Raw genomic sequence first — 20,619 nt, 5'->3', positions numbered from 1 at the left:
CTGACCGCATCTCGTTCACAGCCGGTAAGCTATGCTTGCAGTTGTTCTGCTGCCACTCACCGGATCGAGTCCACATCGTTTTTCAAACCATGTTTGGGGGAACCATGAAGCAAACCGTAGCCACACTGATCGCCAAAACGCTGGATCAAGCCGGCGTAAAACGCATTTGGGGCGTAACCGGCGATTCGCTCAACGGCCTCAGCGACAGCCTGCACCGCATGGGCACCATCGAATGGCTGGGCACCCGCCATGAAGAGGTGGCCGCCTTCGCCGCCGGTGCCGAAGCCCAGCTCACCGGCCAGTTGGCGGTGTGCGCCGGTTCCTGCGGCCCCGGCAACCTGCATCTGATCAACGGCCTGTTCGACTGTCACCGCAACCATGTGCCGGTGCTGGCGATCGCCGCACACATTCCTTCCAGCGAAATCGGCAGCGGCTACTTCCAGGAAACCCATCCGCAGGAGCTGTTCCGCGAATGCAGCCACTATTGCGAACTGGTCTCCAACCCGGAACAGCTGCCGCGCGTACTGGAGATCGCCATGCGCAAGGCGATCCTCAATCGCGGCGTCTCGGTGGTCGTCTTACCGGGCGACGTGGCGCTGCGCATGGCGCCGGAAGACGCGACGCTGACCTGGCATACCCCGGCGCTGCCGCTGGTGCAGCCGCCGATGAGCGAGTTGAACAAGCTGGCGGAAACGCTGAACAAGGCGAAGAACATCACCCTGATGTGCGGCAGCGGCTGCGCCGGCGCGCACGATGAAGTGGTCAAGCTGGCCGAGCTGCTGCAGGCGCCGGTGGTGCACGCGCTGCGCGGCAAAGAGCATATCGAATGGGACAACCCCTACAGCGTCGGCATGACCGGGCTGATCGGTTTCTCTTCCGGCTACCACGCGATGATGAACGCCGACACGCTGGTGCTGCTCGGCACCCAGTTCCCCTATCGCGCGTTCTACCCCACCAACGCCAACATCATTCAGATCGACATCAACCCCGGCAGCATCGGCGCGCACTGCCCAGTCAATATGGCGCTGGTGGGCGATATCCACACCACCCTCACCGCCCTGCTGCCGCAGCTGGAGCCCAAGCGCGACCGGGCGTTCCTCGACAAGGCGCTGGAGCATTATCGCAACGCGCGTAAGGATCTCGACGGGCTGGCGACCGCCAACGACGACCAGCCGATCCACCCACAATATCTGGCGCAGCAGCTCAGCCAGTACGCCAGCGACGACGCCATCTTCACCTGCGACGTCGGCACGCCGACGGTGTGGGCCGCCCGTTACGTGAAAATGAACGGCAAGCGTCGCCTGCTCGGCTCGTTCAACCACGGTTCGATGGCCAACGCCATGCCGCAGGCGATAGGTGCCCAGGCCACCGCGCCGGATAAACAGGTGATCGCCATGTGCGGCGACGGTGGCTTCACCATGCTGATGGGTGATTTCCTGTCGCTGGCGCAGCTCAAATTGCCGGTGAAAATCGTGGTGTTCAACAACAGCGTGCTGGGGTTCGTGGCGATGGAGATGAAGGCCGGCGGCTACCTGACCGACGGCACCGATCTGCATAATCCGGACTTCGCGGCGATCGCCAACGCCGCCGGCATCAAGGGCATCCGCGTGGAAAAAGCGTCGGATCTGGACGGCGCGCTGCAGGAGATGTTGGCGCATCCCGGCCCGGCGCTGCTGGACGTGGTCACCGCCAAGCAAGAGCTGGCGATGCCGCCGCAGATCAAGTTCGAACAGGCGAAAGGCTTCAGCCTGTACATGCTGCGCGCCATCATCAACGGCCGCGGCGACGAAGTGGTCGAGCTGGCGAAAACCAACTGGCTGCGCTAAGCCAGCTGCCCCGGTGAAATAAAGGGTATATGATGCCATGTACCCTTTTCCTCTCCCTTATATTCTCCAGGAACCCTATGCTTATCGATCTACGCAGCGACACCGTCACCCGCCCCAGCGCCGCCATGCGCCAGGCGATGGCTCAGGCAGAGGTCGGCGACGACGTCTACGGCGATGACCCGACGGTCAACGCGCTGGAGGCCGAGGCGGTGCGCCTATCGGGCAAAGAGGCGGCGCTGTTTTTGCCCAGCGGCACCCAGGCCAACCTGGTGGCGCTGCTGAGCCACTGCCAGCGCGGCGACGAGTATCTGGTCGGCCAACAGGCGCACAACTATAAATACGAGGCCGGCGGCGCAGCGGTGCTGGGCAGCATTCAGCCACAGCCGATCGAGGCTGACGCGGACGGCACGCTGCCGCTGGACAAGCTCGCCGCCGCCATCAAACCCGACGATATCCACTTCGCCCGCACCCGGCTGCTGAGCCTGGAAAACACCATTAGCGGCAGAGTCTTGCCGCAGACCTACCTGCAGCAGGCGTGGCAATTTACCCGCGAGCGGCAGTTGGCGCTGCATATCGACGGCGCGCGCATCTTCAACGCGGCCGTGGCGCTGAACCTGCCGCTAAAAGAGATCGTGCAATACTGCGACACCTTCACCATTTGCTTGTCGAAAGGACTGGGTGCGCCGGTCGGATCGCTGCTGTGCGGCAGCGAGGCTTTCATCCAACGCGCGCTGCGCTGGCGCAAGATGACCGGCGGCGGGCTGCGCCAGGCCGGCATCCTGGCGGCGGCCGGTCTTTACGCTTTGGAGCATAACGTCGCGCGGCTGCGCGAAGACCATGACAACGCGGTCTGGCTGGAGCAACAGCTGCGGCAGATCGGCGTAGAGATCGCCGAACCCGGCGCGCAGACCAACGTGCTGTACCTGCACCAACCGCCGGCGCTGGCGGCCAAACTCGGTCCGTGGATGCGCGAACGTGGCGTGCTGATCAGCAGCGGCCCGCTGACACGCATTCTGACCCACCTCGACGTCAGCCGTCAGGATCTGCAGCGGGTGGTCGAGCTGTGGCGGGAGTTTCTTCAGCAGCACGCCTGATTTCCCTCCCCGGTGCGCCGAGGAGCCTCTTATCGCCCGCCGATGGCGTCGACAAAGCGGCGGGTGATCTGTTGCGGGCGGGTAATGGCGCCCCCTACCACCACCGCATGCGCCCCCAGCGACAGGCAGCGCGCGGCCATCGCCGGCGTTTCGACATTGCCTTCGGCGATGACCGGCACCGATACCGCCGCCAGCACCGCACGCAGAAAGCCGAAATCGTTATCCGCCAGTCGGGCGCCCCGGCTTTCGGCGGTATAGCCATACAGCGTGGTGCCCACGCAGTCGAAGCCCAATCTGGCGGCCCCTTGCGCCTCCTCCAGGGTGGCGATGTCCGCCATCAGCAACAGCCGGGGATACCTGGCACGGATCGCGGCGACCAATGCCGCCAGCTGCAGCGACCCCGGCCGCGAGTGGCCGGTGGCGTCCAGCGCGATCATCTGCGGCGCCGCCGCCATCAACTCATCGATTTCACGCAGGGTCGGCGTGATATACACGTCGCTGCCCGCATAATCGCGCTTTATGATGCCGATGACCGGCAGCGCCACCGTGCGCATGATAGCGTTGACGCCTTCGACGCCGTTGGCGCGGATCGCCGCCGCGCCGCCTTGCTCGGCCGCCAGCGCCATGCGCGACATGATAAAATCGCTGTGCAGCGGCTCGTCGTCCAGCGCCTGGCAAGACACCACCAGGCGCCCCTCAATCTGCTGCAAAATGGAAAGCGTCATAAATCCAACAACTCCTCGACTTCGTTTTTAATGATGGTGACGTGCGGGCCGTAGATCACCTGAACACCGTTGCCGCGAACGATAACCGCCCGTGCGCCGCTGGCCTTCAGCCCGCTTTCGTCCAGCAACCGGCTCTGCTTCACCGTCACGCGCAACCGCGTGGCGCAACAATCCAGTTCGACGATATTCTCTTTGCCGCCCAGCGCCGCCAGCACCTGCTGCGAGCGTTCGGTGCCCGTCATCACCGCTTCCGGCGCAGTTTCCGCCTCGCGCCCCGGCGTTTTAAATTTGAAACGCAGGATCAGGAAACGGAACGTGAAGTAGTACAGGAAGAACCAAGGCACACCGACCAGCGGGACGTACATCCAGTGGGTTTTCGCTTCACCCTGCAGCACGCCGAACAGCATGAAATCGATAAAGCCGCCGGAGAACGTCTGGCCGATGGTGATATGCAGGATGTGAGCGATCATGAACGCCAGGCCGTCGAACAGCGCGTGCACCACGTACAGCGCCGGCGCGACAAACAGAAACGAGAATTCGATAGGTTCGGTGATGCCGGTCAGAAACGAGGTCAGCGCCGCCGACAGCAACAGTCCGCCGACGCGTTTGCGGTTCTCGGGACACGCACTCTGGTACATCGCCAGGCAGGCGCCGACCAGGCCGAACATCATGGTGATAAAACGGCCGGACATGAAACGCGCCGTGCCAATGTAGAACTGCTGAGTATTCGGGTCGGCCAACTGGGCGAAGAAAATGCGTTGTGTGCCTTCCACCAGCTGTCCGTTGATCACTTCGCTGCCGCCAAGCGCGGTGGTCCAAAACGGTAGATAGAAGATGTGATGCAGGCCGAACGGCCCGAGCATGCGCAATACGAAGCCGTAGATAAAGGTCCCGAGATAGCCGCTGGCGTCTACCAGACCGCCCATGCCGAAGATCAACTGTTGGAAATGCGGCCACACCACCGTCATCAGGGCACCGACCGCCATCGCCGCCAGCGAGCTGACGATCGGCACAAAGCGCGAGCCACCAAAAAAACCCAGGAACGGTGGCAGCGCTATCTTGTTATAGCGGCCGTGCAGATACCAGGTCACCAAACCGATGACCACTCCGCCGAACACCCCGGTCTCCAACGTCTGGATCCCGAGAATCGTTCCCTGCCCCACCGCGCCCGCGTTCTGCGTGGCCAGCGTACCGTTGATTTTCAACAGCGCATTGATGGTGGCGTTCATTACCAGATAGGCGATCAGCGAAGCCAGCCCCGCCGTGCCCTTGTCGCTTTTGGCCAGCCCCACCGCCACGCCGACCGCGAACAAGACCGCCAGGTTGGCGAACACGATAGCACCGGCACTGGCCATCACGGTAAATATACTTTGCAACCAGCCGACATCGAGGAAGGGATACGCCTCGACGGTATTGGGATTGGACAGCGCACCGCCGATCCCCAACAGCAGGCCGGCCGCCGGCAGCACGGCGATCGGCAGCATGAACGACTTGCCGAACAGCTGGGCTTTTTCGAACCAACCGCCGGAGCGCGGCAATTCTGGTGTTGACATAAATTTTCCCCCGACATCATTTTTATGATGAAAATTTTTACCACATTAAAATTAATTTAATGAAAATTTTATTCATAACGATGATCGGCTTCACAATCCGTCGATTTCACTGGCGAGCCGCGGCGTCTTTCCGCCACAATAGAAACGGGAATACTCAGAAAGGTAACGTGATGAATACAGGCAACTTGTTATTGCGGCTGCGGCAGGATTTGGCGGGGTACAGCCCCACGCTGCAAAAGCTCGGCAACTATCTTCTTGCGGAGCCTTCCCGCGCCGTTTACCTGACCATCACCGAACTGGCGCGTGAAAGCGCCACCAGCGAAGCCAGCGTCACACGGCTGTGCCGCCATCTCGGCTGCAAAGGCTATACCGAATTTAAAATGGCGCTGGCCCTCAGCTTGCAACAAAGCCAGCCGGAAGCGGCGACGCGCCAAAGCGCGGCGGAAAATTTGGTGGAAGAGAGCGTACAGGCGCTGCGGGATACCGGCGCGCTGTTGGATCCGCAGGCGCTGCAACAGGCGGCGGATAGCCTGCAGCGTTGTGCTTCGGTGCAGATTTACGGCGTCGCCGCCAGCGCCATCATCGGCGACTTCCTGCACTACAAGCTGTTGCGCCTCGGCAAACCGGCGCAGCTGTTCAGCGACATGCACCGGGCGGCGATGAATGCAGCCTCGCTGAGTGAGCGGGATCTGCTGATCGTCATCTCCAGCTCCGGCTCAACCAAGGACGTGCTGCATGCGGTGACGTTGGCCAAAGGGCGCGGCGCACTCGTGATCGCCGTCAGCAATACCCAACGCAGCCCGCTGGCCAAGATGGCGGATACGCTGCTGGTGGCGGCTAAACCGGAAGGGCCGCTGACCGCTGGCGCCCTGCCGGCCAAGGTCGGCGCCATGCTGCTGGTGGAGTTGATGATCGCCGAACTGACTCAGCGCGATCCCGCCTACGCTCAGGCGATGCAGGCCACCGCCAGCGCGACTCTGCCGCTGCTGCTGTAGTCAGAAGATCCAGCGGCCGTAAACCCAGTACCACAGCCCCAGCACCGCCGCCAGATTGAGCGCCACGCTGAGGATGAACCAGGTTTTAAACGGCTGCTTCTGGGTTTTGTGGCGAAACAGCTGCTGTGCCGCCAGTGCGCCCAACCAGCCGCCCAGCGCGCCGAACAGCAACAGCGTCGCCTCCGGCACCCGTCGCCACCCTTTGCGCGCCGCCAGCTTATCGCCGCCGTAGATCAGAAACGTCAGCAGGTTGGCCAGCAACAACCACATCCACACCGGATGCGGCGAGAACAAACTGGCGATCAGCGCCAGGCCCAGCAGGGCGTAACAAATCACATTGAGCTTCATGGCATCCGGTTTTTCGTGCGATAAGGGGCGCGTAGTGTGAACCTGCGTCAGGATGGATGCAACCGACTTATACCCATACAAAATGTGCATTTAAACCCTGAATTTGGCATCCTGTCGTTCTGCCAATCCTCTACCGCACAAGGCGGCCCGATGACACCCCAACGCGTACTGGTTCTTGGAGCCAGCGGCTATATAGGCCAGAACCTGATCCCGCACCTGATCGAACAGGGGCACCAGATTACCGCCGCCGCGCGGCGCATCGAGTGGCTGCAGGAGCAGAACTGGCCGCAGGTCAACTGCCTGTATGTCGATCTGTACCGCCCGGAAACTCTGAGCGCGGCGCTGTGGGAAATCGATACGCTTTACTATCTGGTGCACGCGATGGGCGACGGCGACGACTTTATCGAGAAGGAACGCCAGGCGGCGGAAAACCTGCGCGACGCGCTACGCAATGCCTGCGTCAAACAGGTGATCTTTCTCGGCGCGCTGCAGCCGAACGACGACAGTTCGCCGCACCTGGCGGCCCGCCGCCTGACCGGCGAGATCCTGCGCCAGAGCGGTGTGCCGGTGACCGAGCTGCGCGCCGGCATCATCGTCGGCCCCGGTTCGGCGGCGTTCGAAGTGATGCGCGACATGGTCTATAACCTGCCGGTGCTGACGCCGCCGCGCTGGGTGCGCTCGAAGTCCTCGCCGGTGGCGCTGGAGAACCTGCTGGTTTACCTTGCCGATCTGCTGGCGCACCCGGCGGAGGAACACCGCATCTTCGACGTCGCCGGGCCTGAATACCTCAGCTATCAGGATATGTTCAAACGCTTTATCGCCATCAGCGGCAAGCGGCGCTGGCTGATCCCGATCCCCTTGCCGACGCGACTCATTTCAGTGTGGTTCATCAGCCTGATCACCTCGGTGCCGACGCCGATCGCGCGCGCGCTGATCCAGGGCCTGAAGCACGATCTGCCCGCCGACGGCAAACCGTTGCAGGCCCTGATCCCGCAACGTCTGCACACCTTCGATCAGGCGGTCACCGCCACGCTGCAGCGCGAACTGGAGGTGGTCGATTCCGCCGACTGGGGCTACGATCCGGCGGCGCGGGCCCGCTGGCGCCCCGGCTACGGCTATTACCCGAAACAGGCGGGGTGTTCGCTCGACACCGCCGCTTCCAGCCAGGCGCTGTGGCAAACGGTGCAGCAGTTGGGGGGCGAGGAAGGCTATTTCTACGCCAATATCCTGTGGCGGATCCGCGCCCGCATGGACGACATGATCGGCAACGGCGTGGTCTATGGCCGCCCGGCGCGCGCGACCCTGGCGCTGGGTGACGAGATTGACGGTTGGAAAGTCATCACGCTGAAACCGCTGCGGCAACTGGCGCTGTTGTTCGGCATGAAGGCGCCGGGGCTGGGGCGGCTGAGCTTCACCATTACCGATCGCGGCGATCGCCGCACGCTGGACGTGCGCGCCTGGTGGCATCCGGCCGGCTTCAGCGGGCTGCTGTATTGGTTCGCCATGATGCCCGCACACCTGTTCATTTTTCGCGGCATGGCGAAGCGCATCGCGACGTTGGCCGAGAACCTGGACCGCCAACAGCGCTGAATGCCGTTCATTTGTCGATCAACCGCACAGTTTGCCGCTGTGCTTCGGGGCTTTCCGATTGCATAGCGCACGAAATCACGGAAGAATGGCATCTTATTTGCTGGGAGCGCCGCAAGCGCCCGCCGGTATTCCGATTTTGGGTGAGAATAGAGTCCGTTATGAAGGTATTGGTCACCGGTGCAACCAGTGGGTTAGGCCGTAACGCCGTTGAATATCTGCGCCGCCAGGGCATCAAAGTGCGCGCCACTGGCCGCAACCAGGCGATGGGCGGCCTGCTGGAAAAAATGGGCGCTGAGTTCATTCATGCCGATCTCACCAACCTGATCTCTTCGCAGGCCAAAGCGATGCTGGCGGACGTCGATGTGCTGTGGCACTGCTCCAGCTTTACCTCGCCCTGGGGCACCGAAGAAGCCTTCGAACTGGCCAACGTCCGCGCTACCCGCCGCCTCGGCGAATGGGCGGCGGCCTATGGCGTGGCGCAGTTCATTCACATCTCTTCCCCGGCGATCTATTTCGACTACCACCATCACCGCAACGTAACCGAAGACTTTCGCCCGCAGCGTTACGCCAACGAGTTCGCGCGCAGCAAGGCCGCCGGCGAGCAGGTGATCCAGCAATTGGCGCTGTCCAATCCGCAGACCCATTTCACCATTTTGCGCCCGCAGGGCCTGTTCGGGCCGCACGACAAGGTGATGCTGCCGCGGTTGCTGCAGATGATCAAACGCTACGGCAACCTGCTGCTGCCGCGCGGCGGCGCGGCGATGGTGGACATGACCTATCTGGAGAACGCGGTGCACGCCATGTGGCTGGCGACGCTAAAAGAAGATACGCCGTCCGGCCGCGCCTACAACATCACCAACCAGCAGCCGCGTCCGCTGCGCACCGTGGTGCAGCAGTTGATCGACGATTTGGGCATGAAGTGCCGCATCCGCTCCGTCCCCTACCCGATGCTAGACATGATGGCGCGCGGCATGGAGCGCCTGGGCAGCAAAAGCGAAAAGGAGCCGGTGCTGACCCACTACGGCGTCGCCAAACTCAACTTCGACCTCACGCTCGATACCACCCGCGCGCAGCAAGAGCTGGGCTATCAGCCGATCGTCTCGCTGGAAGAAGGCATCGCGCGCACCGCCCGCTGGCTGAAAGATCACGGCAAACTGCACGGCCTGTAATCAACGCGCCGCGCCGTACTTCACCAGCAGCGCATCGATAATCGCCTCACTCTCTGCATCCGGCTTACCGCGAACATCGTCGGGCCGGAAATGCATCTGAAATGCCGCCAGCACATTGCGCTGCTGCCGTGCATCCCACGACGGGTCGATCGCGTAGCCGTAACGCGCCAGCTTTTCGAGCAGCGGCGCCATCGGTACCGGCGCATGGCGATCGCGCCCCGCCAGCAACCGCTGCACGTCCCGTTCATCCGGCCAGGCGCCGATGCCGGCCTGCGCCAGCTGCCGCCAGGGGAACAGCGGGCCGGGATCCTGTTTGCGCTGCGGCGCGATGTCGCTGTGCCCCACCACGTCCTGCGGCTGAATGCCATAGCGTTGGATGATGTCGCGGCTCAGCGGGATCAGCACGGCGATCTGCTCCGCCGTATAAGGCTGCCAATGGGTGAACAGCATGCTGCGGGTGAACCCCTTGTTGACGATTTCGATGCCGATCGAGGTGTCGTTGAGGTTGCTGCGGCCGCGCCAGACGCTGGCGCCGGCATGCCAGGCGCGCATCGCTTCCGGCACCAGCCGGTACACCGTCGGTTTGCCGTGTTCGCGCTGCGGGTGCGCCGGCAACAGGTAGTGTGCGCTGACGTGTTCATCGGTCAGCGTTTTCAGCGATGAATGAAAGTCTTCCGCCGTATAGTGCATCACCAGAAACCGAATGCGCTGATCGGCGCCCTGCGCCTGATGCAAGGTTTCGAGCTGGTAAGCGCCACGATCGACGAGCGTGTCCTGCTGCGGATTTTGGCATCCCGCCAACAGCGCGGCGGCGATGATCCCTGGCCAAATTTTCACTTATCCTCCTGATTGACGTCCGTGAGATGTAACGCGACGCGATTGACCTGTATCCAATCATCACGTTCGTCGAGAAATGATGACAGACAACGCCGATGTGCAAGCGAGTGTTGCTCCCGACTGGCGGCCTTTCCCGCCCATGATAGTCTCAAAGTATCATCTGCGCCGAAAGAGCGGAGTCGAACATGTTGACGCCACGCTATCTGTCCTGGTTGCTCTGTGCCGCCATGCTGCCGCTCAGCGGCTGTGATCGGCAAAAAGTCGCTGACGCGATGGGGGCAAGCGCACCGTCCCCGGCCGCGCCCATCGCGAGTGCCAGTACGCCGGCCTATACGCCGCTGACTGCCGACCAGCTGTACCAGTTGGTCAGCCCGGTGGCGCTGTTCCCCGACAAGCTGCTGGCGCAGGTGTTGGCCGGCGCGGGTTATCCTGACCAAATCAACGCCGCGGATGCCTGGCTGGCGCAAAACCGCGGGTTGCAACCGGCGGCGCTCAGATCGGCGGCCGACGCTCAGCCCTGGGATCCCAGCGTGCGCGGCCTGGTGCAATTCCCCGACGTGCTCGATCAAATGGCGAAAAACATCCCCTGGACCACCGCCCTGGGCAGCGCCTACCTGAACGATCCCACCGACGTGATGAACGCCATTCAGGTGATGCGTCAACGGGCGGCCAGCCAAGGCACGCTGAAAAACACCCCGCAGCAGCGCATCGTCGTGGCCCCCACCACCCGTTACGTTGAGCAGCAGCCCGATCGCCAGCGCGTGGTAGCGGCGCCGGGCGAAACCATCGTCATCGAACCCAGCCAGCCGGATACGGTTTACGTCCCGCATTACGATCCCTGGGTGGCCTACGGCACGCCGATCCCAGCCTATCCGAGCTATCGGTATCAACCTTCGGGCTACAGCGGCGGCGACATGTTGGCGGCCGGCGTGATCAGCTTCGGTGTCGGCATTGCGGTCGCCTCATTGTTCAATCAGCACAACAGCGGCTGGCACAGCTGGGATATGCGCTGGGACGATCGACGCCAACCGGTGGTCTACCGCGATGCGCCCTACGTATCGCATTCCACCACCGTGGTGAATCGCGTCACCAACATCAACCAATATAACAACGTGAACAATGTGAATCGCAGCACCCATACAGTGAATAACTACAACAATACGACCGCCGCACCGACGCCGCATTTCAACCCGCCGACGCCTAACGCGCAGCCGCACGTCGCGCCTGCGGCCCATGCGCCGATGACCCTGCCGACCTTTGCGCACACCCAGCCGGTAGCGGCCGCGCCGCACGTGCAACAATCGGTCAACGCGCCCCATGTACAGCAGCCGATGAGCATGCCAACGTTCACGCATGCCGTGCCGGCAGCGCCTCACACGCAGCAGCCGATGGCCGTGCATGCTGCGTCGGTACGGACGCCTCCGATGCAGACCGCCGCGCCAGTGCATCCATCCGCCGTGCGGCCACAGGTTCAGGTCGCGCCGCACGCTGCGCCGCCGATAGTTCGTGAACCGGCAGCGCCACAGCATCCGACGATAGAACGCCCGTTGGCAGTGCCGCAAGCGCGCATCATGCCGCATCCTGCCCCGGCGCCGCAGATCCATCAGCCGCCCGTTCAGCCGATGCCGCATCGCCAAGCGCCGGCGCCGGTGAAACCGCAGGAACACCGCCCGATCGTCGATCAGCACAAGGTGGGATGAACCTACAGGATGTCGCCCCGGCGGAACGGCCGGGGCGCAGGGAATGGCGTTAGCGGCTGACTTTCACCGCGGTGCCGCTGACGGTCACCATCAGCATGCTGCCGTCTTTACCTACGGTTTCATAATCGATATCAATGCCGACCACCGCGTTGGCGCCCAGCTCTTTTGCCTGATCTTCCAGCTCTTCGAACGCAATCAAGCGCGCCTTGCGCAGCTCTTTCTCATAAGCGCCCGAGCGGCCACCGACGATATCGCGCACGCCGGCGAAGAAATCACGAAAAATGTTGGCGCCGAGGATCGCTTCGCCGGTGACGACGCCGCAGTATTCGGTGATGGTGAACCCTTCCAGGGTCGGGGTAGTTGAAAGCTGCATCAGAACTCCTTGTTTGATTAATTCAACGTATCTATGACCAGAAGATTGGCGTTATGTTCGCTTAATCAATGGCACGCAGTACGAATGCAAGGCCAAAAAACGCATTTATACTGTAAGCTATCGGTCTTCATGGTAGAGACTTTCACATAAGGTAATAAGATGAAAACAAAAACGATTGCGGCTGTTTTACCCTTAGCGCTGTTGCTGAGTGCCTGTACCACGGTGGAACCGGCATACAAGGATATCGGCACCCGCAGCGGCAGCTGTGTGGAAGGCGGCCCGGATACGGTCGCGCAAAAGTTCTATGACCTGCGCATCCAGCAAGGCTCCAGCCTGCCGGACAGCAACCGCCTGGCGCAGCTGCAGCCTTATCTGAGCAAAGTGCTGTATCAGGATCTGGTCAGCGCCGCTCAAAATCCGGGCAAGCATCAGATAACCGGCGATCTGTTCTCCGGCAATGCGCAAGGGCCAAGCAGCGCCTCCGTCGCCAGCGCCTCGACCATTCCTAACACCGATGCGAAAAATATTCCGCTGCGCGTCGACTTAAGCTATCAAAAAGACGCCAACAGCACCGTGAACTGGCAGGACGAAGTGCTGATGGTGCGCGAAGGTACCTGCTGGGTGGTTGATGATATTCGCTACCTGAATGTTCCAGCACACGCCACCAACGGCAGCGTGCGCCAGGTGCTGGAAAACCAGTAACCCGCGATACCCCGGCCGACGCGGGCTTGCCGCGTCGGTCATCCCCGCCGTCAGTCAACAGCTCAAATTTCGTCCAATAGAAAAAATTTCGCTACCGATATCACAGCCTGCGCCACAAATCCCCTCCCTCGGCCTGAGTCGCGGTATCTTGTGCTAATCTTTTACTTTCCCGCCGCACACTCATAAATTTTAACGCACAAAGATTGCATAAGTATTCTGTGGAAGTTAACATTTGCGGCATCAATGTCTATTCAATTCTGGCGCATGAGTATTCAACTTAACGGTATCAATTGCTATTACGGCGCTCACCAGGCGCTGTTTGACATCACGCTGGATTGTCCAGCTGGGGAAACCCTGGTGCTGCTTGGCCCAAGCGGCGCCGGGAAAAGCTCATTGCTGCGGGTGCTAAACCTGCTGGAAATGCCGCGTTCGGGCCAACTGCAGATCGCCGGCAACCAATTCGACTTCAAACAGGCGCCGGGCGAGAAAGCCATTCGCGAACTGCGTCAAAACGTCGGCATGGTTTTCCAGCAATACAACCTGTGGCCTCACCTCACCGTGGTCCAGAACCTGATCGAGGCGCCTTGCCGCGTACTGAGTCTGACCAAGGCTCAGGCGATGGAGCGCGCCGACAAGCTGCTCAAGCGTCTGCGCCTGACCGACTTCGCCGATCGCTTCCCGCTGCACCTTTCCGGCGGCCAGCAGCAGCGCGTGGCGATCGCCCGCGCCCTGATGATGGAACCGCAGGTGCTGCTGTTCGATGAACCGACTGCGGCGCTGGATCCGGAAATCACCGCTCAGATCGTTAGCATCATTCGCGAACTGGCCGGCACCGGCATCACGCAGGTGATCGTCACCCACGAAGTGGAAGTGGCGCGCAAGACCGCCAGCCGCGTGGTGTACATGGAAAACGGCCACGTTGTGGAGCAAGGCGACAGCAGCCACTTTGCGCAGCCACGGACCACCGAGTTTGCCAACTACTTATCACACTAACAATTAACTTGCTGTAATTTGGGGATTTTGCGATGAAAAAACTAATAATCGCCGCCGTTCTGGCCGGCATCAGCGTTTCCGCCTCCGCAGCCGAAACCATCCGTTTCGCTACCGAAGCCTCCTATCCTCCATTTGAATTTATTGACGCCAGCAACAAGATTCAGGGTTTTGATGTCGATCTGGCCAACGCACTGTGCAAAGAGATGCAGGCCGAGTGCACCTTCACCAACCAGGCGTTCGACAGCCTGATCCCTAGTCTGAAGTTCAAGCGTTTTGATGCGATCATGGCCGGCATGGACATTACACCGGAACGTGAAAAGCAGGTGCTGTTCACTAAGCCGTACTACGATAACTCGGCGCTGTTCATCGCGCAGAAAGGCAAAATCGCCGACGTGGCGGCGCTGAAAGGCAAGAAGGTGGGCGTGCAAAACGGCACCACCCACCAGAAATACCTGACCGACAAGCACCCGGAAATCACCACCGTGCCTTACGACAGCTACCAGAACGCCATTTTGGATCTGAAGAATGGCCGCGTTGATGCGGTGTTCGGCGATACCGCGGTGGTCAACGAGTGGCTGAAGCAGAATGACGCGCTGGCGGCAGTGGGCGCCAAAGTGACGGATAAAGACTACTTCGGCACCGGCCTCGGCATCGCGGTGCGCCAGAAGAATACCGATCTGCAGGGCAAGTTCAATGCCGCTCTGGACAAGATTAAGCAGGATGGGACCTATGAAACCATCTACAAAAAATGGTTCCAGCAGTAATACGCCCCGATGAATGAATTACAACCTTTAGCAAGCGCCGCCGGCATGACCGTCGGCCTTGCCGTTTGCGCCCTGATCCTCGGGCTGATTCTGGCGATGCTGTTCGCCGTATGGGAATCGTCCCGCTGGAAAGCGGTCAGCTGGCTCGGCACCGCCTGGGTGACCGTGCTGCGCGGCCTGCCGGAAATCCTGGTGGTGCTGTTTATCTATTTCGGCTCGTCGCAGTTGCTGCTGATGCTCTCCGACGGCTTTACCCTCAACCTCGGTCTGTTCCAGTTGCCGATTCAGTTGGCGATAGACAATTTCGAAGTCAGTCCGTTCCTGTGCGGGGTGATCGCTCTGGCCCTGCTCTATTCCGCCTACGCTTCGCAGACGCTGCGCGGCGCGCTCAAAGCGGTGCCGCAGGGGCAGTGGGAATCCGGCCAGGCGCTGGGACTGGGCAAGGCGGCGATCTTCTTTCGCCTGATCATGCCACAGATGTGGCGCCACGCCCTGCCCGGCCTCGGCAACCAGTGGCTGGTGTTGCTGAAAGACACCGCGCTGGTGTCGCTGATCAGCGTGAACGATCTGATGCTGCAAACCAAGAGCATCGCCACCCGCACCCAGGAGCCTTTTACCTGGTATGTGATCGCGGCGGCCATCTACCTGCTGGTGACGCTGTTCAGCCAATACGTCATCAAACGCATTGAGCTGCGCGCCACGCGCTTTGAGCGGGGGCCGGTCTGATGATTGAGTATTTACCGGAAATCCTCAAAGGGCTGCACACCAGCCTAACCCTGACCGTCGCCGCGCTGATCGTCGCGCTGCTGCTGTCGCTGCTGCTGACGGTGATCCTGACGCTGAAAACGCCGATCCTGACGCCGCTGGTCAAGATCTACGTGACGCTGTTCACCGGCACGCCGCTGCTGGTGCAGATCTTCCTGATCTACTATGGCCCCGGCCAGTTCCCGGCGATCCGCGACTACCCGTGGCTGTGGAACCTGCTGTCGCAGCCCTGGCTGTGCGCGATGATTGCGCTGGCGCTGAACAGCGCGGCCTACACCACGCAGCTGTTCTACGGTGCGGTGCGCGCCATTCCCGCCGGGCAGTGGCAGTCGTGCGAAGCGCTGGGCATGTCGCGCCGGCAAACGCTGCGCATCCTGTTGCCGTTCGCCTTCAAACGCGCGCTATCGTCTTATTCCAACGAAGTGGTGCTGGTGTTCAAAAGCACCTCGCTGGCCTACACCATCACGCTGATGGAAGTGATGGGCTACAGCCAGCTGATGTATGGCCGCACCTACGACGTCATGGTGTTCGGCGCCGCGGGCCTGGTGTACCTGTGCGTCAACGGCCTGCTGACGCTGCTGATGCGGCTGGTGGAGCGCCGCGCGCTGGCGTTTGAGCGCCGCAACTGAGACCGCCTCTCCCCATGAGCCCCGCCATCGTGCGGGGCTTTTTTTATCTCTGCGGCAATATTTAATCATTTATATTGCATTTTAATTCACTCAATGGCAGGGTTATCAGCAGGCGCACACGCAAAAAACTCTGGCGATTACCAGTAAAAACAAACGATAGCGAATAATCACTTTCAGGATCCAGACAGGAGCTCTACGCATGAAAAAACTGCTGCTTGCCGCGACGATGTTGGCCGGGATGACCTTTAACGCCACCGCGGCCGAGACCATCCGCTTCGCCGCCTCCGCCACCTACCCGCCGTTCGAATCGCTGGACGCCAACAACCAGATCGTCGGCTTCGATATCGATCTGGCCAACGCGCTGTGCAAACAGATGCAGGCGCAGTGCACCTTCACCAACCAGGCGTTCGACAGCCTGATCGCCGCGCTGAAATTCAAGAAATACGATGCGGTGATTTCCGGTATGGACATCACGCCGGAACGCAGCAAACAGGTCGCTTTCACCCAGCCTTACTACGCCAACTCGGCGATCGTGATCGCGCAAAAAGGCAAGTTCAGCTCGCTGGCGGATCTGAAAGGCAAAAAGCTCGGCATGGAAAACGGCACCACCCACCAGAAATACATGCAGGACAAGCACCCGGAGATTAACACCGTCTCTTACGACAGCTACCAGAACGCCATTCTGGAGCTGAAAAACGGCCGTATCGACGGCGTGTTCGGCGACACCGCCGTGGTGAACGAGTGGCTGAAAACCAACCCGCAGCTGGCGCCGGTCGGCGAGCACATCACCGATGCACAATACTTCGGCACCGGCCTCGGCATCGCGGTGCGCCCCGACAACCAGGCGCTGCTGGCCAAGCTGAACGCCGCGCTGGACGCCATCAAGGCCGACGGCACCTACAAGGCCATCAACGACAAATGGTTCCCGCAATAAGCAATAAGGCCCGGATAACCGGGCCTTATGTTTTATAAACGCCGCACCAGCAGCGTCAACACTTCGTAGTGCGCGGTATGCGGGAACATGTCGAACAGCTGCACCCGTTCGATGCGGTACCCCGGCAACGTCTCGATATCTTTCGCCATGCTCTCGGCGTTGCAGCTGGAATAGAGAATATAGTCCGGCGCCATCCGGCTCAGGTAGTCGCACAGCGCCTGGCCAATGCCGCGCCGCGGCGGGTTAACCAGCACCAGCTGTGGCACCTGGCCTTCGGCGGTGGCGAAGCGGGTGGAGTCGAGCGCCTGAAAATCTACGTGCAACAACCCTAACCGCTGCGCCGACTGGCGCGCGCAGGCGATAGCTTCCGCGCTGATTTCGATGCCGGTCAGCCGCGTTTGCGGCTGCGCACAGTGCAGGCCGAAACCGCCGACGCCGCAGAACAGATCCCACATGCTGTCGATACCCAGCGCGCGCACCCAGTCGCGGGCGGTGGCGTACAGATCGGCGGCCACCTGCGGGTTGGTTTGGAAGAAGCTTTGCGGGCGGATGAACAACGGCACCTGATTGAACTGTTCCTCGAGCGCCTGCTGTTCGGTCAGCGCGATCTCGCGCTCCCCTTCCATGATCGCCATGTGCACCGGCTGAATATTGGCGGAGATCACCTTGAGCTGCGGCAGCTGCTGCTGCAGCCACGGCAGCGCAGCGCGCAGCTGCGCCAGCTTGGTTTCCGAGCGCAGCACGAAACGCAGCATCACGCCGCCGTCGAGCGTGCTTTCGGTCAGCAGCAGGTATTTCAACTCGCCGCGTTTGCGCGCCACGTTATACGGCGTCAGGCCGGCGCGGGCGATGAAGCTTTTCAGCACCGCAAACATCGGCGCAAAGCCGGCGGGATAGAGCGGGCAGTCGCTCAGATCGACCGGCGTGCCGTCGCGGTGCAGCATGCCGAGCAGCGGGCGCTCCACGCTGCCGCTGACCACCATCTTGGCTTTATTGCGAAATGCGCTCAGCTCCCCCGCCATCGGCTGCAGCCACTGCGCGACGTCGCGCCCGGCCAGCAGCGAGTGCAGGTGATGCTGTTTGTCAGCCAGTTGCTGCGGATAGGGCTTTTCCAGCCACTGACAGGAACGGCAGGTACCCGCCGTATACAAAGCGCAATGCATGAAGATTACCGTGAAGTTCAGGATGACGAATTAAGGGCGCAGAGTTTACCACTCCGCACGCCTAAAATCTCACTTGCGCACGGTGAAGAAGCGGCGGCTGGCGGCAGGAACGAACAGCAACGCCAGGATCACCGCGTCGGGGATCTTTTGCAGGATCAGAACGTGCAGGATTTGGCCGCTGGTTTCCCCCTCCACGGTGAACACCTCGGGGAAGACGCTGCCAATGGTGGCCAACAGCAGGTAAAGCACCACGATGCACTGGCAGACCACATAGCCCCAGCGTCCCCAGTTGCGGCCGCGCATCACCGCAAAGCCACAGCTGATTTGCAGGCACAGCAGCATCAGGCCGGCCAGAAAGATAAAGGTAGAATCCCACGCCTGCGCGCTGGTGTTAACGAACTCCTGTGCGCCGTCGACGCCCAGTTCGCCCAACAACAACACCACGCTGATACACTTGATCGCCACCATGGCGGTGCCCGCCACCATCACCGGCACCGGCGCATCCGAAGTCGATCTCATTCCCTGCCCGCTTTTCAGCATGTCTGACATATCCGTGTTCCGCTACGACGCGCCACCAATACAGATGGCGCATGTAAAGTCAGGTAGTTAGTTGCAATACTTATTGATTGCAAAAATAGCAGGTTTGTTACGATTCAGCTACGGGCCGCCCGCTGCAATTCACGCGATCGCTGTTTTTCCGAGCGCGCCATAAACCACCAGGCGATCAGGCCGAGAATGCCCACCACCAGCAGGATCAGGCTGGCCAGCGCGTTAATTTCCGGATTCACCCCCATACGCACGCTGGAGAACACCAGCATCGGCAGCGTAGTGGCGCCCGGGCCGGAGACGAAGCTGGCAATCACCAGATCATCCAGCGACAGGGTAAACGCCAGCATCCAGCCAGAGATCAGCGCCGGCGCAATCATCGGCATGGTAATAACGAAGAACACTTTCAGCGGCGGCGCCCCCAGATCCATTGCCGCCTCTTCAATCGAGCGATCCACCTCGCGCAGACGCGAGCTGATCACCACCGCCACATAAGCGGTACAGAAGGTGACGTGCGCCAGCCAGATGGTGAACATGCCGCGCTCCGACGGCCAGCCGAAAGCGTGCCCCATCGCTACGAACAGCAGCAGCAGCGACAGGCCGGTGATCACGTCCGGCATCACCAGCGGCGCAGTCAGCATAAACGCAAAGCCGGTCGAACCGCGAAAGCGGCCGAACCGCACCATCACCACGGCGGCGATGGCGCCCAGCACCACCGCGGCGGTGGCGGAGGCGGCGGCGATGGTCAGGCTGAGCCCCACCGCGCTGATCATCGCCGAGTCGTGAAACAGTTCGGTATACCAGCGCGTGGACCAGCCGGCCCACACCGTCACCAGCTTGGAACTATTAAAGGAGTAGATCACCAACATCAGCATCGGCGCATACAGGAAGGTAAAGCCGACCGTCAGGATGGCGATGCGCCACGGTGAACGCACTACCGGCAAGTTGTTCATTCCTGCCCCCCCATTTCCTTGTTCTGGTGTTTGTGAAACCACAAAATTGGCACGATCAGCAACAGCAGCATGATGGTGGCGACCGCCGAAGCCACCGGCCAGTCGCGGTTATTGAAGAACTCCTGCCACAGCACGCGGCCGATCATGATGCTGTCTGGCCCACCGAGCAGCTCCGGGATCACGAACTCCCCTACCGCCGGAATGAATACCAGCATCGAACCGGCGATGATGCCGCCGCGCGTCAGCGGCACGATTACGCTGAAGAAGGTTTTCAGCGGCCGGGCGCCCAGATCCAGCGACGCCTCCACCAGCGAGTAATCCAGCCGGATCAGTGCCGTGTAGATCGGCAGCACCATAAACGGCAGGTAGGAATAAACGATGCCGATATACACCGCCAGGTTGGTGTGCAGGATCACCAACGGTTGGTCGATCACCCCCAGCCACATCAGAAAGTTATTCAGAATGCCGTTGTTTTTCAGGATCCCCATCCAGGCATAGACGCGGATCAGGAACGAGGTCCAGGAAGGCAGGATCACCAGCAGCAGCAGAATGTTGCGAGTCGACGCCTTGCTGTGGGCCACCGCCCAGGCCAGCGGATAGCCGATGATCAGGCAGCACAGCGTCGAGACCGCCGCCACGCGCAGCGACTGCAGATAGGCGTCGATATACAGCGGATCGTCGGTCAGTTGCAGGTAGTTGGCGAAGTTGAGCGCGATGTTCAGCTTGCCGTCCACCCAGCTCATCAACTCGGTGTAAGGCGGCACCGCCAACGCCAGCTCCGCCAGGCTGATCTTGAACACGATCAGGAACGGCAGCATGAACAGCAGCGTCAGCCATAAATACGGCAATGCGATCACCAGCTTGCGGCCGTGAGCCATCAGCAGGCGGTGGAACAGCGCCTTGAGGGTGCCGGGCGTTTTGGCCGGCGGCTCCGGCGTGCGTTCAGAAAGCAGGGTCATA

21 protein-coding genes are annotated in these 20,619 nt (G+C 61.3%); 12 read left to right on the top strand and 9 right to left on the bottom strand.

Translation table 11 applies throughout. The features are described 5' to 3' along the window. The first annotated feature begins 104 nt into the window (after nt 1–104). Entirely contained in the window at nt 105–1,826 is a 1,722-nt protein-coding gene (gene poxB, locus GUC32_RS08280) for a ubiquinone-dependent pyruvate dehydrogenase (protein WP_025302253.1), read from the top strand. A gap of 77 nt (nt 1,827–1,903) precedes the next feature. Continuing rightward, complete coding sequence (gene ltaE / locus GUC32_RS08275; RefSeq protein ID WP_164062691.1) at nt 1,904–2,920, top strand: low-specificity L-threonine aldolase; 1,017 nt, start codon at nt 1,904–1,906, stop codon at nt 2,918–2,920. A gap of 29 nt (nt 2,921–2,949) precedes the next feature. On the opposite strand, the gene GUC32_RS08270 is transcribed toward ltaE, so the two are convergent. Together GUC32_RS08270 and GUC32_RS08265 are read right to left on the bottom strand one after the other, a co-directional pair. Next, on the bottom strand, nt 2,950–3,645 hold the full coding sequence (locus GUC32_RS08270; protein WP_369435676.1) for an N-acetylmannosamine-6-phosphate 2-epimerase: 696 nt from the start codon (nt 3,643–3,645) through the stop codon (nt 2,950–2,952). Continuing rightward, nucleotides 3,642–5,198, bottom strand: a complete 1,557-nt coding sequence (locus tag GUC32_RS08265) for a PTS transporter subunit EIIC (protein ID WP_369435675.1) — start codon at nt 5,196–5,198, stop codon at nt 3,642–3,644. The genes GUC32_RS08270 and GUC32_RS08265 overlap by 4 nt, the downstream gene beginning before the upstream one ends. A 167-nt stretch (nt 5,199–5,365) precedes the next feature. Between GUC32_RS08265 and GUC32_RS08260 the strand changes: the two genes are divergently transcribed. Then, entirely contained in the window at nt 5,366–6,193 is an 828-nt protein-coding gene (locus GUC32_RS08260; protein WP_197822795.1) for a MurR/RpiR family transcriptional regulator, read from the top strand. Here the strand turns inward: GUC32_RS08260 and GUC32_RS08255 are convergent, their stop codons facing one another. After that, entirely contained in the window at nt 6,194–6,541 is a 348-nt protein-coding gene (locus tag GUC32_RS08255) for a DUF1294 domain-containing protein (protein WP_043137745.1), read from the bottom strand. Nucleotides 6,542–6,691: 150 nt separating this feature from the next. Between GUC32_RS08255 and GUC32_RS08250 the strand changes: the two genes are divergently transcribed. After that, complete coding sequence (locus tag GUC32_RS08250; protein WP_025302247.1) at nt 6,692–8,131, top strand: DUF2867 domain-containing protein; 1,440 nt, start codon at nt 6,692–6,694, stop codon at nt 8,129–8,131. A gap of 158 nt (nt 8,132–8,289) precedes the next feature. After that, nucleotides 8,290–9,300: an NAD(P)-dependent oxidoreductase gene (locus GUC32_RS08245; RefSeq protein WP_004928393.1), complete on the top strand. Its 1,011-nt coding sequence runs from the start codon at nt 8,290–8,292 to the stop codon at nt 9,298–9,300. Here the strand turns inward: GUC32_RS08245 and GUC32_RS08240 are convergent, their stop codons facing one another. After that, nucleotides 9,301–10,137 (bottom strand): N-acetylmuramoyl-L-alanine amidase, encoded by an 837-nt coding sequence (locus GUC32_RS08240; protein ID WP_049205968.1) that lies wholly within the window; start codon nt 10,135–10,137, stop codon nt 9,301–9,303. It abuts the gene before it with no gap. Nucleotides 10,138–10,322: 185 nt separating this feature from the next. On the opposite strand from GUC32_RS08240, the gene GUC32_RS08235 reads away from it, so the two are divergent. Next, on the top strand, nt 10,323–11,837 hold the full coding sequence (locus GUC32_RS08235) for a DUF3300 domain-containing protein (protein ID WP_369435674.1): 1,515 nt from the start codon (nt 10,323–10,325) through the stop codon (nt 11,835–11,837). Between the two features lie 49 nt (nt 11,838–11,886). On the opposite strand, the gene GUC32_RS08230 is transcribed toward GUC32_RS08235, so the two are convergent. Then, nucleotides 11,887–12,210, bottom strand: coding sequence for a heavy metal-binding domain-containing protein (locus GUC32_RS08230; protein WP_004928400.1), 324 nt, complete (start codon nt 12,208–12,210; stop codon nt 11,887–11,889). Between the two features lie 159 nt (nt 12,211–12,369). Here GUC32_RS08230 and GUC32_RS08225 point away from each other — a divergent pair, with 159 nt between their 5' ends. The 6 genes from GUC32_RS08225 to artJ (GUC32_RS08200) all read left to right on the top strand — a co-directional run bounded on the left by GUC32_RS08225 (nt 12,370) and on the right by artJ (GUC32_RS08200) (nt 16,997). Next, nucleotides 12,370–12,912, top strand: coding sequence for a lipoprotein (locus GUC32_RS08225; RefSeq protein ID WP_049205965.1), 543 nt, complete (start codon nt 12,370–12,372; stop codon nt 12,910–12,912). Between the two features lie 264 nt (nt 12,913–13,176). Next, nucleotides 13,177–13,905, top strand: a complete 729-nt coding sequence (artP, locus tag GUC32_RS08220; RefSeq protein ID WP_311272044.1) for an arginine ABC transporter ATP-binding protein ArtP — start codon at nt 13,177–13,179, stop codon at nt 13,903–13,905. A 32-nt stretch (nt 13,906–13,937) separates the two neighbouring features. Further along, entirely contained in the window at nt 13,938–14,669 is a 732-nt protein-coding gene (gene artJ / locus GUC32_RS08215) for an arginine ABC transporter substrate-binding protein (protein ID WP_311271877.1), read from the top strand. A gap of 9 nt (nt 14,670–14,678) precedes the next feature. Further along, nucleotides 14,679–15,395, top strand: a complete 717-nt coding sequence (artQ, locus tag GUC32_RS08210; protein WP_025159684.1) for an arginine ABC transporter permease ArtQ — start codon at nt 14,679–14,681, stop codon at nt 15,393–15,395. After that, complete coding sequence (artM, locus tag GUC32_RS08205; RefSeq protein WP_025302241.1) at nt 15,395–16,063, top strand: arginine ABC transporter permease ArtM; 669 nt, start codon at nt 15,395–15,397, stop codon at nt 16,061–16,063. Before artQ ends, artM begins: the two co-directional genes overlap by 1 nt. Before the next feature lie 199 nt (nt 16,064–16,262). Further along, a complete protein-coding gene (artJ, locus tag GUC32_RS08200) occupies nt 16,263–16,997 on the top strand; it encodes an arginine ABC transporter substrate-binding protein (RefSeq protein WP_015377297.1) in 735 nt (244 codons plus the stop codon). Nucleotides 16,998–17,029: 32 nt separating this feature from the next. Here artJ (GUC32_RS08200) and rlmC read toward each other — a convergent pair whose 3' ends face one another. The 4 genes from rlmC to potH all read right to left on the bottom strand — a co-directional run bounded on the left by rlmC (nt 17,030) and on the right by potH (nt 20,618). Continuing rightward, entirely contained in the window at nt 17,030–18,160 is a 1,131-nt protein-coding gene (gene rlmC / locus GUC32_RS08195) for a 23S rRNA (uracil(747)-C(5))-methyltransferase RlmC (protein WP_049207976.1), read from the bottom strand. Nucleotides 18,161–18,229: 69 nt separating this feature from the next. Beyond that, on the bottom strand, nt 18,230–18,709 hold the full coding sequence (locus GUC32_RS08190; protein ID WP_049205956.1) for a YbjO family protein: 480 nt from the start codon (nt 18,707–18,709) through the stop codon (nt 18,230–18,232). Nucleotides 18,710–18,813: 104 nt separating this feature from the next. Next, the gene (potI, locus tag GUC32_RS08185; RefSeq protein WP_151428723.1) at nt 18,814–19,659 is read right to left on the bottom strand and encodes a putrescine ABC transporter permease PotI; all 846 of its coding nucleotides are present in this window, start codon (nt 19,657–19,659) and stop codon (nt 18,814–18,816) included. Next, on the bottom strand, nt 19,656–20,618 hold the full coding sequence (gene potH / locus GUC32_RS08180; RefSeq protein ID WP_038629107.1) for a putrescine ABC transporter permease PotH: 963 nt from the start codon (nt 20,616–20,618) through the stop codon (nt 19,656–19,658). The genes potI and potH overlap by 4 nt, the downstream gene beginning before the upstream one ends. Between the last annotated feature and the right edge of the window lies 1 nt (nt 20,619).

Origin of the sequence: Serratia sp. NGAS9 (assembly GCF_009905295.1) — a bacterium.
Taxonomy (GTDB): Bacteria; Pseudomonadota; Gammaproteobacteria; order Enterobacterales; family Enterobacteriaceae; genus Serratia; species Serratia bockelmannii.
The sequence above is the reverse complement of the archived record's forward strand: the minus strand, read 5'-3'. Positions and strand labels throughout refer to the sequence as shown.